The 14,174-nt window shown below is 63.4% G+C and carries 15 protein-coding genes, 1 tRNA gene and 1 pseudogene; 10 read left to right on the forward strand and 7 right to left on the reverse strand.

Annotated features, from left to right (window positions below):
* Positions 1–25: 25 nt before the first annotated feature.
* Together pyrC and AAC071_RS11570 are read right to left on the reverse strand one after the other, a co-directional pair.
* Positions 26–1,321, reverse strand: a complete 1,296-nt coding sequence (gene pyrC, locus AAC071_RS11565; protein ID WP_339832663.1) for a dihydroorotase — start codon at positions 1,319–1,321, stop codon at positions 26–28.
* The gene (locus AAC071_RS11570; protein ID WP_339832665.1) at positions 1,318–2,310 is read right to left on the reverse strand and encodes an aspartate carbamoyltransferase catalytic subunit; all 993 of its coding nucleotides are present in this window, start codon (positions 2,308–2,310) and stop codon (positions 1,318–1,320) included. Before AAC071_RS11570 ends, pyrC begins: the two co-directional genes overlap by 4 nt.
* A gap of 118 nt (positions 2,311–2,428) precedes the next feature.
* Here AAC071_RS11570 and AAC071_RS11575 point away from each other — a divergent pair, with 118 nt between their 5' ends.
* Entirely contained in the window at positions 2,429–4,120 is a 1,692-nt protein-coding gene (locus AAC071_RS11575) for an isovaleryl-CoA dehydrogenase (protein WP_339832667.1), read from the forward strand.
* On the opposite strand, the gene AAC071_RS11580 is transcribed toward AAC071_RS11575, so the two are convergent.
* The 3 genes from AAC071_RS11580 to ruvX all read right to left on the reverse strand — a co-directional run bounded on the left by AAC071_RS11580 (position 4,121) and on the right by ruvX (position 5,830).
* On the reverse strand, positions 4,121–4,333 hold the full coding sequence (locus tag AAC071_RS11580; protein ID WP_339832668.1) for a hypothetical protein: 213 nt from the start codon (positions 4,331–4,333) through the stop codon (positions 4,121–4,123).
* An 89-nt stretch (positions 4,334–4,422) separates the two neighbouring features.
* The gene (locus tag AAC071_RS11585) at positions 4,423–5,337 is read right to left on the reverse strand and encodes an AEC family transporter (RefSeq protein ID WP_339832669.1); all 915 of its coding nucleotides are present in this window, start codon (positions 5,335–5,337) and stop codon (positions 4,423–4,425) included.
* 22 nt (positions 5,338–5,359) lie between these two features.
* The gene (gene ruvX / locus AAC071_RS11590; RefSeq protein WP_339832671.1) at positions 5,360–5,830 is read right to left on the reverse strand and encodes a Holliday junction resolvase RuvX; all 471 of its coding nucleotides are present in this window, start codon (positions 5,828–5,830) and stop codon (positions 5,360–5,362) included.
* A 200-nt stretch (positions 5,831–6,030) separates the two neighbouring features.
* Here ruvX and gatC point away from each other — a divergent pair, with 200 nt between their 5' ends.
* Genes gatC through gatB form a run of 3 tightly spaced genes read left to right on the forward strand, consistent with a single transcriptional unit; the run spans position 6,031 to position 9,304 of the window.
* Positions 6,031–6,318 carry an Asp-tRNA(Asn)/Glu-tRNA(Gln) amidotransferase subunit GatC gene (gatC, locus tag AAC071_RS11595; protein WP_339832673.1) on the forward strand — a complete coding sequence of 96 codons (288 nt, stop codon included), beginning with the start codon at positions 6,031–6,033 and terminating at the stop codon, positions 6,316–6,318.
* Between the two features lie 2 nt (positions 6,319–6,320).
* Positions 6,321–7,799 (forward strand): Asp-tRNA(Asn)/Glu-tRNA(Gln) amidotransferase subunit GatA, encoded by a 1,479-nt coding sequence (gene gatA, locus AAC071_RS11600; RefSeq protein WP_339832676.1) that lies wholly within the window; start codon positions 6,321–6,323, stop codon positions 7,797–7,799.
* A 20-nt stretch (positions 7,800–7,819) separates the two neighbouring features.
* Positions 7,820–9,304, forward strand: coding sequence for an Asp-tRNA(Asn)/Glu-tRNA(Gln) amidotransferase subunit GatB (gene gatB, locus AAC071_RS11605; protein WP_339832799.1), 1,485 nt, complete (start codon positions 7,820–7,822; stop codon positions 9,302–9,304).
* Positions 9,305–9,513: 209 nt separating this feature from the next.
* Here gatB and AAC071_RS11610 read toward each other — a convergent pair whose 3' ends face one another.
* Entirely contained in the window at positions 9,514–10,008 is a 495-nt protein-coding gene (locus tag AAC071_RS11610; RefSeq protein ID WP_339832678.1) for a hypothetical protein, read from the reverse strand.
* 94 nt (positions 10,009–10,102) lie between these two features.
* Between AAC071_RS11610 and AAC071_RS11615 the strand changes: the two are divergent.
* The 6 genes and pseudogenes from AAC071_RS11615 to AAC071_RS11640 form a co-directional block, all read left to right on the forward strand.
* Positions 10,103–10,470, forward strand: a pseudogene (locus AAC071_RS11615) (glutathione S-transferase family protein); the annotation flags it as partial.
* A 169-nt stretch (positions 10,471–10,639) separates the two neighbouring features.
* Positions 10,640–10,987, forward strand: coding sequence for a hypothetical protein (locus AAC071_RS11620; RefSeq protein WP_339832680.1), 348 nt, complete (start codon positions 10,640–10,642; stop codon positions 10,985–10,987).
* 73 nt (positions 10,988–11,060) lie between these two features.
* Positions 11,061–11,693 (forward strand): glutathione S-transferase N-terminal domain-containing protein, encoded by a 633-nt coding sequence (locus AAC071_RS11625; protein ID WP_339832683.1) that lies wholly within the window; start codon positions 11,061–11,063, stop codon positions 11,691–11,693.
* A gap of 166 nt (positions 11,694–11,859) precedes the next feature.
* A complete protein-coding gene (locus tag AAC071_RS11630; RefSeq protein WP_339832685.1) occupies positions 11,860–12,129 on the forward strand; it encodes a hypothetical protein in 270 nt (89 codons plus the stop codon).
* A 114-nt stretch (positions 12,130–12,243) separates the two neighbouring features.
* Positions 12,244–13,149 (forward strand): acyl-CoA thioesterase II, encoded by a 906-nt coding sequence (gene tesB / locus AAC071_RS11635; RefSeq protein WP_339832687.1) that lies wholly within the window; start codon positions 12,244–12,246, stop codon positions 13,147–13,149.
* Positions 13,150–13,219: 70 nt separating this feature from the next.
* Positions 13,220–13,312, forward strand: a tRNA-Ser gene (locus tag AAC071_RS11640).
* A 284-nt stretch (positions 13,313–13,596) separates the two neighbouring features.
* Here the strand turns inward: AAC071_RS11640 and AAC071_RS11645 are convergent.
* Entirely contained in the window at positions 13,597–14,172 is a 576-nt protein-coding gene (locus AAC071_RS11645) for a hypothetical protein (protein WP_339832689.1), read from the reverse strand.
* Positions 14,173–14,174 lie beyond the last annotated feature (2 nt).

Here is a 14,174-nt window from a genome sequence, read left to right on the forward strand (position 1 = left end):
TCCCCAAAGCCACCCGGCGGGAAGACTAGCGGGTCTCGCCGTGAACATAAACCGTGCGGCCGGCAACCATGGTGCGCAAGGCGCGGCCCTGAAAGCGGCGGTCCTCGAAGGGCGTGTTCTTCGAGATCGATTTCAGCTTCGAGGGATCGAGAATCCAGGGTGTATCCGTGTCGATCAGCACCAGATCGGCCGGGAGGCCTGCCGCAAGGCGGCCGCGGCCAAGGCTCAGCAGGTCCGACGGGGCATGGGTGAGCGCGGACAGCAGGCGCGCGAGTGGCAGATCGCCGGCATGGACGAGGGCCAGACCGGCCGGCAACAGGGTTTCAAGGCCGATCGCGCCAAAGTTCGCTTCTGCGAAGGGGCGGCGCTTCACTTCGGCGTCCTGTGGATCATGCGACGAGACGACGACATCGATGGTGCCGTCGGCGAGCCCCTCGACCAGTGCGCAGCGGTCGGCTTCGCCCCGCAGCGGCGGCGAGAGCTTGAAGAAGGTGCGGTAGCTCTGCACATCATTTTCGTTGAGCTGAAGATGCGCCGCCGAGACGCCGCAGGTGACCGGCAGGCCACGATGCTTGGCACGGCGAACGATGTCGACGGAGGATTCGCAGGATATCTGGGCGACGTGGTAGCGCCCGCCCGCGATTTCGAGCAGACGCAGATCGCGCTCGATGACAATGGTTTCGGCGACGGCGGGAATGCCGGCGAGGCCGAGGCGCGTCGCCAGCTCACTTTCGTTCATCACCCCGCCCGAGAGCGACGGTTCTTCCGCATGCTGAACGATCAGCGCGCCGAAATGAGCCGCATAGGTCATGGCGCGGCGCATCACCTGTGCACTCGCCAGCGCCTTGTCGCCATCGGTGAAGGCGACCGCGCCGGCATCGCGCAGCAGGCCGATCTCGGTCATCTGCTCGCCGTGGAGGCCCTTGGTCAGGGCGGCCATGGTGTGGACATTGACGATGGCGGTGTCGCGCGCGCGGCGTTCGATGTAGTCGACCAGGGCCACGTCATCGATCACCGGATTTGTGTTGGGCATCACGATCATGGTGGTAACGCCGCCGGCTGCCGCCGCCTGGCTCGCCAGTGCCAGCGTTTCGCGATACTCGGCGCCCGGTTCGCCGGTGAAGACGCGGCAGTCGATCAGTCCCGGCGCCAGCACATGGCCGCCGCAGTCGACGATTTCGGTGCCGTCGGGCAGGCCATCGTTAAAGAGGGCCGGGCCGAGATCGGCGATCATGCCGTCGGCGACCAGCAGCCCGCCCCGCTGGTCGAAACCGCTGGCCGGGTCGAGCAGGCGCGCATTGATGAAGGCGGTGCGGCTCATGCTGCACCTCCATTGTGCCCATTGGTGTCGTGCTCGTTCGGCAGGTTGCGGGCCAGCGCATCGAGTACGGCCATGCGGACGGCAACACCCATCTCCACCTGTTCACGGATGACGCTGCGGTTGATGTCGTCGGCGACGGCACTGTCGATTTCGACGCCGCGATTCATCGGCCCGGGATGCATCACCAGCGCGTCGGGCTTTGCGACGGCGAGCTTGGCGTAATCGAGACCGTAGAAATGGAAATATTCGCGCTGCGACGGGACATAGGATCCGGTCATGCGTTCAAGCTGAAGGCGCAGCATCATGACGATGTCGGCGCCTTCGAGCCCCCGGTTCATGTCGCGGAAGACCTCGACGCCGAGGCGTTCGATGCCTTTCGGCAGCAATGTCGGCGGGGCGATCACGCGGACGCGAGCGCCCATCGCATTCAGCAGCAGGATGTTCGAGCGGGCGACGCGGCTGTGCAGGATGTCGCCGCAGATCGCCACCGTGAGGCCCTGGAGCCTGCCCTTGCGGCGGCGGATCGTCAGTGCGTCGAGCAGGGCCTGGGTCGGATGTTCATGGGCGCCGTCGCCGGCATTGATGACCGAGCAGGAAACTTTCTGCGAGAGCAGCTCGACAGCACCCGACGAGCCGTGGCGGATGACGATGAGGTCGGGGTGCATGGCATTCAGCGTGACCGCGGTGTCGATCAGGGTTTCGCCCTTTTTCACCGAGGAGGCGCCGACCGACATGTTCATCACGTCTGCGCCGAGGCGCTTGCCCGCCAGTTCGAAGGAGCTCTGGGTGCGGGTGGAGGCCTCGAAGAAGAGGTTGATCTGGGTGCGGCCGCGCAGGACCGAGCCCTTCTTGTCGACCTGGCGGTTCTGCTCGACATAGGTGTCGGCCAGATCGAGAAGGGCGGTGATGTCGGCGGGAGAAAGGCCCTCGATGCCCAGCAGATGCCGGTGCGGGAAGAGGGCTTGGGGCTGTTTTTCAGCGCTGGTCATTAAAGCCGCATTGTATAGGGCCGAAAGCCGGGCGCGGCAAGGCGGAATCGGGGCGGAATTGGCCGGTGCCGGGGTGGGTGCTAGGCTCGGCAAGAGCCGGAACAGAGGAGGTTGCGCGATGGAAGACCGTTTGGAGCGGCCGGAGGCCTTCGCGACACATGAGGTATTCAACCAGCCGCCGCCGCTGGAGGATGTGAACCTCTATACCGCCGACCGGGCGCTTCAGGAGACCGTGGAGCGAGAAGGCGCTGGCGCGGCCAAGGCGTCGCTGACGGCGTTCGGGAAAATTGTCGGGAGCGCCGAGACGATCGATCTCGGGCGGCAGGCGAATGCCTATTTGCCGGTGCTGAAAAGTTTCGACCGCTTCGGGCATCGCGCCGACCGGGTCGAGTTTCATCCTTCCTATCACAGACTGATGGCGATCTCGGTGGCGCAGGGGCTGCACGGCTCACCCTGGGACCATCTGAAGGACGGGCTCGACGCGAAGCCGAAGCCCGGCGCCGTCGTGGCGCGGCTGGCGGGCACCTACATGATGACGCAGGTGGAAGCGGGGCATGGCTGCCCGATCACCATGACCAACGCCGCCGTGCCGGCGCTGATGTTCCAGCCGTCGCTCGCCAAGGAATGGATTCCGCGCATTCTCTCGCGCGACTATGACGAACGGTTCGCACCTGCGAAGGAAAAGTGCGGCGTGACGCTCGGCATGGGGATGACCGAGAAGCAGGGCGGCACCGACGTGCGCGCCAATACGACGGCGGCGATGCCGGTGAATGGCGGCGGGCCGGGGGCCGAATATCGCATCACGGGACACAAATGGTTTTTCTCGGCGCCGATGTGCGATGCGTTCCTGGTGCTGGCGCAGGCCCCGAACGGTATTTCCTGTTTCCTGATGCCGCGCTTCACGCCGGATGGCGAGCCGAACGCGATCCGCATTCAGCGGCTGAAGGACAAGGTCGGCAACAAGTCGAATGCGTCCTCCGAGGTCGAGTTCCAGGCGGCGTCGGGCTGGCTGATCGGCGAGGAAGGGCGCGGCGTCCGCAATATCATCGAGATGGCGACCTATACGCGGCTCGACTGCGCGGTGGCGACGGCCGGGATGATGCGGCAGGCAGTCGCCCAAGCCGTCCATCATTGTTCGTACCGGACCGTGTTCCAGAAGAAGCTGATCGACCAGCCGCTGATGGCGAATGTGCTGGCCGATCTCGCGCTCGAAACGGAAGCGGCGACCGCGCTGTCGTTCCGCGTGGCGCGTTCGTTCGACCGGGCGCATCAGGACGAGGCAGAGGCGGCTTTCCGGCGGATCATGACGCCGGTCGCCAAATACTGGGTCTGCAAGCGGGCGCCGAACCTCGCTTATGAGGCGATGGAGTGCCTTGGCGGCAATGGCTATGTCGAGGAAGGCATCGCGGGGCGTATCTATCGCGAGATGCCGGTGAACGCGATCTGGGAAGGCTCGGGCAATGTGATGTGTCTCGACGTGCTCAGGGCGCTGGCGCGGGAGCCGCAGGCGCTCGACGTCGTGTTTACGGAGTTCGACGGCGCGCGGGGTGAGAATGCGGCCTATGACGGCGCGCTCGAGGCGCTGAAGGAGGCGTTTGCCGATTTCGGCTCGCTGGAGGCGCGCTCAAGGCAGGTTGTGGAGCAGATGGCGAAGGTGGCGGCCGGGTCGATCCTGCTCAAGCATGCGCCGCATGCGGTGTCGGACGCCTATTGCGCGACGCGGCTGGGGCGCGACTGGGGCGATGTTTACGGGACGCTGCCGGCGGGCGCGGACATCGCGGCGATTGTCGAGCGGGCGCGGGTGGCGTAGTCAGTTCTTTCGTTCCGTTCGGTCTTTCAGTAGCGGTATGCCGAACTGGATGACGATACAGGCCACCGCCGCAAGGAACATGATGACAGTAGCGCCGAAGGCCATCACTATTGCGAGCCCGTGATAGCTCACGCCGAAGTAACCGACGACGAACGCCGTACCATAAATCGCAACGGCAAGAAGCAACAAGGTGCGTGCGATCTTAAGCGCCATCGTGCCCTTCTCCGTCTCCCGATCAGTCGCGCCGCTCGTGGACGCCGGCTTTCGCCGGGGTGACATTGGTTATTTTAGCCGAACCGGGTTTATCCGAGTAGCCACAGCATCAGCGGCATGGTGATCGCGGCGAGGATGGTGGAGCCGGTGATCAGGCTGGCCATCAGCGTCGCGTCGCCGCCGAGCTGGCGGGCGAGGATGTAGGAGGAGGTGGCGCCGGGGACCGCGCCGCAGAGGATGACGACGGCGGCGGGCAATCCCGAGACGCCGAAGACGAAGCACCAGCCCGCCATCAGCACCGGCATGACCAGAAGTTTGAGGCCGCTGGTCAGCGCGACGATCCAGCCGGTTTCGAGGGCGTGTTTCGGTTGCAGGCCGGCACCGATGGCGATGAGGCCGATGGTGAGTGCGGCGGCGCCGAGAATGTCGAAGGTCGAGGCGAGCGGGCCGGGGAGGCCGATGCCGCTGACATTGAGCGCGATGCCGGCGGCGCAGGCGAGGATCAGCGGGTTCTTCGACAAGAGGCGCAGCACGGCGACGAGGCCGGCCGGTTCGTCGCCCGCATAGCGCGTCAGGATCAGCACCGAGAGCACATTGACCGTCGGCACCAGCACTGCGAAGGCGACGGCGGCGAGCGTCACGCCTTCGGGGCCGAAGAGCGAGCCGATGGCGGCGAGCGCCACAAAGCCGTTCCAGCGCGCGGCGCCCTGGAAGACCGACGAGAATTGCGGGCCGGAAAGCGGCAGCGCCTGCTTCATCAGCATCAGGATCGCCACCATCGAGAACAGGCCGGCGCCGAGCGCGGAGGCCATCGGGCCGATGTCGTGGTCGGCGAGGTCTGCGGTTGCCAGTGTGTGCAGCAGCAGGGCGGGGAAGAAGACGTAGTAGGTCAGGCGGTCGAGCGGCGCCCAGAGGCCCTCACCCGGAAAATCCATCCGCTTGATGACGAAACCGAGTGCGATGACCAGGAAGACCGGGATGAGGGAATTCAGGATGGGGAGCATGCGTTTCTTCTTGTTGGTGTGCTCAGAGGCGGCGCAGGCGGTCGAGGGCGCCTTGCAGAATGTACGCCGCGGCCATCTTGTCGACCAGTTCGGCACGGCGGGCGCGGCTGGCGTCGGCGTCGAGCAGCGTGCGGGTGACGGCCATGGTCGACATGCGCTCGTCCCAGAAGGCGATGGGCAGGCCGGTCAGCTTTTCGAGATTGCGGATGAAGGCGCGGGTCGACTGGACGCGCGGTCCTTCCGAGCCGTCCATGTTGAGCGGAAGGCCGACCACCAGACCGCCGGCGTCGTGTTCGGCGGCCAGCGCCAGCAGGCGGGCGGCATCGGCGGCGAACTTCGTCCGCTTGATGGTTTCGAGGGGGCTGGCGATCGACAACGAGACGTCGGAGAGGGCGAGGCCGATGGTTTTGGTGCCGAGATCGACCCCGATCAGGCGCTGGCCGCGCTTCAGCAACGGCTTCAGCTCGTCCAGTGACTTCAGATTGCCGCTCAAGTGGCTGTCATCCTTAAAAAAATTCGTCCGGGCGGACAATAGTGGGGCAGCGGGGGCCACGCAATCCACCCATCTCATATAAAGAGAGCGGGCGGCGTTGCGGCGCGGGGCTGCGGCTTGTTATGTTCCCCCGCGATTCAGCGGGCAAAGGGCCACTCGGCCCTGCGACCCCGCTTTCACAACCAGGACAAGGCAGGCCCATGTCGGTCGATCAGAAAACGGTCCGGCACATCGCCCGGCTTGCGCGGATTGCCGTGCGGGACGATGAGCTGGAGGCGCTCGAAAAGGAACTCAACGGCATTCTCGACTGGGTCGAGCAACTGGCCGAGGTCAATGTCGAGGGCGTCGAGCCGATGACCAGTGCGGTCGAGACCGCGATGAAGATGCGCGATGATGTGGCGGCGGTCCAGAACCTCCAGAAGGAAGTGACGCGCAACGCGCCAGGCGCCGAGGACGGCTTCTATGTGGTGCCGAAGGTGGTGGAGTGAGCATGAGCGACCTGACGAAACTGACGCTCGCCGGCGCGCGCGACGCGCTGAAGAAGAAAGATATCACCTCCGCGGAACTGACCGGCGCCTATATCGCCGAGGTCGAGGCCGGTGCGCCGCTCAATGCCTATGTGACGGTGACGGCCGAGAAGGCGATGGAGATGGCGAAGGCTTCCGACGCGAAGCTCGCGAAGGGCGAGGGCGGGTCACTGGAAGGGCTGCCGCTCGGCATCAAGGATCTTTTCTGCACCAAGGACGTGCTGACGACAGCCTCAAGCCACATTCTCGACGGCTTTCATCCGCCGTATGAGTCGACCGTAACCGCCAATCTGTGGCGCGACGGGGCGGTGATGCTTGGCAAGCTCAACAATGACGAGTTCGCCATGGGTTCGTCCAACGAGACCAGCTATTACGGGCCTGTGGTCAATCCCTGGCGGCGCAAGGGCGACGCGACGAAGCTGGTGCCGGGCGGTTCGTCGGGCGGTTCTTCGGCGGCGGTGGCGGCAAAGCTCTGTCTGGCGGCGACGGCGACCGATACGGGCGGTTCGATCCGCCAGCCGGCCGCCTTCACCGGCACGGTCGGCATCAAGCCGACCTATGGGCGCTGCTCGCGCTGGGGGATCGTCGCCTTCGCCTCATCGCTCGACCAGGCCGGACCGATCGCGCGGGATGTGCGCGACGCGGCGATCATGCTGCGCTCGATGGCGGGGCATGACGAGAAGGACACGACCAGCGTCGACCGGCCGGTGCCGGACTATGAGGCGGCGCTCGGGCAGGGCGTCAAGGGACTCAAGGTCGGCATTCCGAAAGAGTACCGGGTCGACGGGATGCCGGCCGAGATCGACGCGCTGTGGTCGCAGGGTATCGAATGGCTGAAGGTGGCGGGCGCCGAGATCAAGGAGGTCAGCCTGCCATATACGAAGTACGCGCTGCCGACCTATTATATCGTTGCGCCGGCGGAATGTTCATCCAATCTGGCGCGCTATGACGGCGTGCGCTACGGGCTCCGGGTCGAAGGCCGCGACATCACCGAGATGTACGAGAAGACGCGAGCGGCCGGTTTCGGCGCCGAAGTGCGGCGCCGGGTGCTGATGGGCACCTATGTGCTGTCGGCCGGCTATTACGATGCCTATTACCTCAAGGCGCAAAAGGTGCGGACGCTGATCGCGCGGGACTTCGCCACGGCCTTTGCCGATGTCGACGTGCTGCTGACGCCAACGGCGCCATCGGCCGCCTTCGGTATCGGCGAGAAGACCGACGATCCATTGTCGATGTATCTCAACGACGTCTTCACGGTGACGGTCAACCTGGCCGGGTTGCCGGGGATTTCGGTGCCGGCGGGCCTCTCGGCCGAGGGGCTGCCGCTCGGGCTGCAGCTGATCGGACGGACATTCGACGAGGAGACCCTGCTGCGCGCGGCCAATGCCGTCGAGCAGGCGGCCGATTTCAAGGCGGCGCCGGAAGCGTGGTGGAAAGCATGATGAGCGATTTCGAAAGCACGATGCGCAAGCGGGAAGCCCGGCCGGAAGACCTGATCCGCGGAGCCACCGGCGACTGGGAGATCATTCTCGGCCTCGAGGTGCATGCCCAGGTGACCTCGCAGGCCAAGCTCTTTTCGGCGTCCTCGACCCGGTTCGGCGCCGAGCAGAACACGCAGGTCAGCTTCGTCGATGCGGCGATGCCGGGCATGCTGCCGGTCATCAACCGTTATTGCGTCGAGCAGGCCGTGCGCACCGGTCTTGGTCTCAAGGCGCAGATCAATCTGCGCTCGGTCTTCGACCGCAAGAACTATTTCTATCCGGACCTGCCGCAGGGCTACCAGATTTCGCAGTTCAAGCATCCGATCGTTGGCGAGGGCGAAGTCGTGCTCGACATGGCGGATGGGCGGACCGTGCATGTCGGCATCGAGCGGCTGCATCTCGAACAGGATGCCGGCAAGAGCCTGCACGATCAGCACCCCGCCATGAGTTTCGTCGACCTCAACCGGTCGGGCGTGGCGCTGATGGAGATCGTTTCGAAGCCGGACATGCGCTCGGCGGAGGAGGCGCGGGCCTATGTAACCAAGCTGCGGACGATCCTGCGCTATCTCGGCACCTGCGACGGCAACATGGAGGAGGGTTCGCTCCGCGCCGACGTTAACGTTTCGGTGCGCAAGGTGGGCGCGCCGCTGGGTACGCGCTGCGAGATCAAGAATGTCAATTCGATCCGCTTCATCGGCCAGGCGATCGAGCATGAGGCGCGGCGGCAGATTGAAATTCTCGAAGACGGCGGGAAGATCGATCAGGAGACGCGGCTTTTCGACCCGAAAACCGGCGAGACACGCTCGATGCGTTCCAAGGAAGAGGCGCATGACTACCGCTACTTCCCCGATCCCGATCTTCTGCCGCTGGTGCTGAAACAGGCGGATGTCGACGCGGTCCGGGCTGCCCTGCCGGAACTTCCGGACGAGAAGAAGGCGCGCCTGATCTCGGACTATGGATTGTCGCCCTATGACGCGACCGTGCTGGTGGGCGAGTCCGCCCGTGCCGACTTCTTCGAGGCGGTGGCGAATGGACGGGATGCGAAGCTGGCAGCCAACTGGGTGACCGGCGATTTCTTCGCCGCGCTGAACCGGGAAGGGCATTCGATCGAGCAGTCTCCGGTGAGTGCAAGACAGCTCGGCGAGCTGCTCGATCTGATCTCGGACGGCACCATCTCCGGGCGAATCGCCAAGCAGATTTTTGATTCGATGTACAAAACGGGCCGTGACCCCTCCCAAATCGTCGAGGAAGAAGGCCTAAGGCAAGTCACGGATTTAGGGGCGATCGAGGCCGCTGTCGACGCCGTCATCGCGGCAAACCCCGATAAAGTCGAGCAAACAAAAGTCAAGCCTCAACTTGCGGGCTGGTTTGTCGGACAAGTGATGAAATCCACGTCTGGCAAGGCAAATCCGCAAGTCGTCAACGAAATCCTCGCCCGAAAACTCGGCCTATCATCCGAAGGCTGACGAAAATTTCTGGCCTCCAGGTGAACCGTTTGTAAACCACTCTCGACCGAGAGTGGGACGGGGACGCTTGCACAAAACCTTTGCAATGTGTTGCCGAGCGCTTTGTCCGCGCTCATATTATTTGTGTGCGCCTGAGGGGTACGAGGGCGCTCGCAGTGTGTGCGTTGCGAATACACAGATTGTCGCCAACGATAACGGCACATCAGGAGCTAGAGAAATATGGCTACCAAGACAAAAGCTAAGCCGAAAGCGGCGGCCAAAAAGGCCCCCGCCAAGAAGGCCGCGGCCAAGAAGCCCGCTGCCAAGAAGAAGACAGTGAAGAAGCTCGCGGCGAAGACGACCGCGGCGAAGAAGGCCCCCGCCAAGAAGAAGGCGCCGGCCAAGAAGAAGGCCCCGGCCAAGAAGAAGGCCGTGAAGAAGGCGGTTGCGAAGAAGACGGTTGCCAAGAAGGCTCCCGCGAAGCGCAAGCCCGCCGCCAAGAAGAAGCCGGCCGCGAAGCGCAAGCCCGCTGCCAAGAAGACGGCGGCGAAGAAGGCTCCTGCGAAGCGGAAGCCTGCCGCCAAGAAGAAGCCGGCCGCGAAGCGCAAGCCCGCTGCCAAGAAGACGGCGGCGAAGAAGGCTCCCGCGAAGCGGAAGCCTGCCGCCAAGAAGAAGCCGGCTGCAAAGCGGAAACCCGCTGCGAAGCGGAAGCCTGCAGCACGCAAGAAGGCCGCTTAAGGCCCAATGAGCGATACTCGCCGGCCAAAACCCGCGAAGGCGGCGGCGAAGCGTTCTTCAGCCAGGTGGAGTCCCGCGTTTATGCGGGGCGAAGCCAAGTCGATCGATTGCCACGACCGGCCGGGATTTGGTGGCCGGAAGGTTTCGATCATGCTGGGGAGGTGCAAGCTGCCTTACGCGGTCCGGCCGGTGAATATCGGTATTGGTGACCCGTTCAAGCGATCCGAGTTGAAGATCGCAGCGAACAACCGGATGCCAGCCATCGTGGATCCTGACGGTCCCGGGGGGAAGCCGATTTCGAATTTCGAGTCGGGGGTATCCTTGAATATCTCGGCGGCAGGGCGAAAGAATTCCGTTTTGCCAGTGTGCCATCGAGGATTGAGGCCGACCAATGGCTGTTCTGGCAGATGGCTGGGCTTGGTCCGATTGCGGGCCAAGCCCATCATTTTGTCCGGCGTACCATCGGCGATATGAACAAGGAAACCGGCCAGGGGAAGGCCCCTGTTCGGGCAACGCGCACAATGGGTTAGCGGGTCGAGCTTAAAGGCCGGTTCGTTTATGCTATGCTGGCAGCGCCCTCGGAGATGGGGGCGCTGTTCGCATTCGGGGGACGCCATAATGCGCATTTTTCAGGTCATGTTGATCGCCGTTGCGACCGTAACGTTGCCACTGGCGGCAAAGGCGGACATGACGACTGGCACCGGCAGCATGATCAAGAAGGATGCCTATGGCACCGAAAACCTCTGGGGACGGGTGCTGACCGTCCCGCGGGACGGCACCGTGGTTCGGGTCATGTACGGCACTTACGGATTCTCGATCCGGGATGCGGAGGGACGAACCGTCGGAGACTTTCTTCTGCCGGAAATGGCGGTCGGGACCCGGCTCGCTGCGGGTGAATATCGTGTCGTGCCCTATGTCTGCGAGAAGCATCGGCATCATCACGTCGAAGTGACGGTCGCTTACTGATCCCCACTCGACGGCGCCGTCGTGCTGCCGCCATAGTCGCGCCACTCATCAGTTTCAACACGAATGGTGCCTCGTGATCGATCTCTATACATGGACGACGCCCAATGGGCGCAAGGTCTCCATCATGCTGGAAGAGGCCGGGCTTCCCTATGTGGTGCATCCCGTCAATATCGGCGAGAACGAACAGTTCGCGTCAGCATTTCTGAAGATCAGCCCCAACAACCGCATTCCGGCGATCGTTGACCGCGATGCCGATGACGGCCCGCTTCCGGTTTTCGAGTCTGGCGCTATCCTGATCTATCTTGCCGAGAAGACCGGCAAGTTTTTCGCGGCAAAGGGCGCGCAGCGGGCCAAGACGCTCGAATGGATGATGTGGCAGATGAGCGGTGTCGGTCCGATGTTCGGGCAGCTCAACCATTTCGCCAATGCGGCGCCCGACAGGATTTCCTATGCCATTGAACGTTATGCAAGCGAGGCAGCACGGCTGATTGCCGTTCTCGACAAGCGGCTCGGCGAAGCACAGTTCCTTGGTGGGGACTACTCGATTGCCGACATGATTACCTATCCGTGGATCTTACCGGCGCTTGACCCGATTGCCGGAATGAAGCCCGAGATCGCCGGTGAGGCGGCCAATGTACGGCGCTGGCTGGCGGAGGTCGGTGCGCGGCCGGCTGTGCGGCGCGGCATGGCCGTTCCGACACTGTAATTGAGGCAAATTGCGGCGTTCTGGTGAGCCGGACGTTAACCGATTTTTCAGAGCGGCCATGGAAAGTGTTTCCATGGGCAAGGGGGTTTCCTTGCTTCTTCGATGAACGGCAGGCGCAAATGGGCAATGGGCCGGGGGCGCGCCGTTCCTTTGAGGAGGAACCGACATGGCGCGTATGCAACTCGACGAGATCGAGAGGGGCGAACTTGCCAGCGAGGGTGGCAAGTGCGATGCGCTTTACAATCTCGGGCTGATGTATTCGACAGGCCGGGGCGTCGATGTCGATCTCGTGACCGCGCACAAGTGGTTCAATCTGGCGGCGATGAAGGGAAGCGAGGCGGCGCGCATGTGTCGGGCAGAACTGACCGTCGAGATGACACCGGCGGAGATCGCCGAGGCACAGCGCCAGGCGCGCGAGTGGCTCGCCAACCAATAAGATACTGAATTTATTTGTTTTTCTGGATCCGCCCAAAGACGGTGACAGCCCGGCATCGGACGCTTATGTTCCGGCTTTCCGCCAGCAACCGCGCGACAGGAGAGACCGGGTTTCATGACCGACAACTCTGCGAACAATGGCCCGACCGCGGACAAGGACGCGGTCGAAGACCTTATACAGATTCTTGATCTCGAGCAGATCGAGGTGAATCTGTTTCGTGGTCACAGCCCGGACGTCAGCTGGCAGCGCGTCTTTGGCGGGCAAGTGATTGGCCAAGCGCTTGTGGCTGCCTACCGGACCGTGGAGGAGCGGATATGCCATTCGCTTCACGCCTATTTCATCCGGCCGGGCGACCCGAAAATTCCAATCCTCTATGAGGTGGACCGTTCGCGTGATGGCAAGAGCTTCACGACGCGGCGGGTGGTGGCGATCCAGCACGGCAAGCAGATTTTCAATCTCGCGGCTTCGTTTCAGGTGCCGGAGACCGGCTTCGAGCATCAGGCGAGCATGCCCGATGTTCCGGCGCCGGAGGACCTGCCGAACGAACGTGAATTGCGGAAAGCCATTCAGGATCGGCTGCCGCCCGATATCGCCAGGCATTTCGCGCGCCCGCGGCCGATCGAGATCCGGCCGGTCAATCCACAGGACTATATCGACCCGCTACCGATGGAGCCGGCGCAGCATGTCTGGTTCCGTGCCCGGAAGGAGGTCGAGGACAGCCCCGCCTTGCATCAGTGCATTACTGCCTATGCCTCCGACATGACGCTGCTCGATACCTGCATACGGCCGCATGGGGTCAGCTGGCTGTCGGGCAAGCTGCAGACGGCCAGCCTCGACCATGCGATGTGGTTTCATGCCCCGTTCCGCAGCGATGATTGGCTGCTCTATACGCAGGATAGCCCCTCGGCTTCGGGCGCGCGGGGGTTCAACCGGGGCAGCATCTATACCCGGTCGGGGCAGCTTGTCGCCTCGGTCGCCCAGGAGGGGCTGATCCGCTATCACGGCAAACCGAGAGGTTGAGGGGGCGGAGGGCCGTTGTCCGGACATGACGCTTGAAGCGAGCCGCAATCTTGGGCATACACGGGGTGCCGGAGAGGTGGCCGAGTGGCTGAAGGCGGCGGTTTGCTAAACCGTTGTACAGTGTAAAGCTGTACCGTGGGTTCGAATCCCATCCTCTCCGCCACTTGCCCTCGCGAAAGCGTTCTCCTGATCCGGCTGCGGCCGGATTTTTCCGTTGTTTTCGAGGGTTATGCGGCAGGGGCTGTTAACCGGCCCACGCCCCAAAACGCGCGCACGCGTTCTCTCCGGGCCGATATTCTCCGGACCTGTTAACCGCCCTCATTCCGGTGAACAGCCCTAAGGCATTGTTTTTGAGTTACTTTGTGACCTCACTCTTGCCGAGGATTTCGCAACTCCATCTGGATGCCGGATGGAACGGAGATCGAACATTTTGCGCGGAGCCCTGATTCAACAAAGCCGGAACGCAGGCTTAGCGAGCATCCTCACCGCAAGGCTGATCGAAAAGATCGCGTCGTGGCGCAGTAGGTCGTCCGCCGATCTGCTCTCATCGATGCTGCGACGATCAAGATTGCTGCCATCATCTACATGCCGGAAATGCGACAGCGGGTTTCGCAGCGCCATCATGCGGCGGAGGTCGGTGACGTCTTCATCAGAAATTACCTCGCGCTCTCGGCAGCGGCGGAGGGTGTCGGCGAACTGGATGCGATCCGGAATGTCATCAACCAGAAGCCCGGCGTGAAGATATGCCGCCAGCAGATGCTCCACGAGCCCCTGACACAGCAGGATCGTCGCCACATAGTTGCCGTGCACGAACGACGAACGCGCTTCGACCCAAGCGTGACAGGCCGCATGGCCGCCGAAAATCATCGTCCCGGATCGACCCATCTGGCCGCCCAGATCTGTCAGCATCCGGAAACGGCCGACCTTCCCTGGCAGGTCGTCATGAAGGTCGGCCAGCAGATGACGGACGAAGTCCAGATCCGAAAGGTCCGATAGCAGATCGGGCTGATCGTCCCGGCTCACAG

The sequence above is a fragment of the uncultured Parvibaculum sp. genome (genome assembly GCF_963975745.1).
Taxonomy (GTDB): Bacteria; Pseudomonadota; Alphaproteobacteria; order Parvibaculales; family Parvibaculaceae; genus Parvibaculum.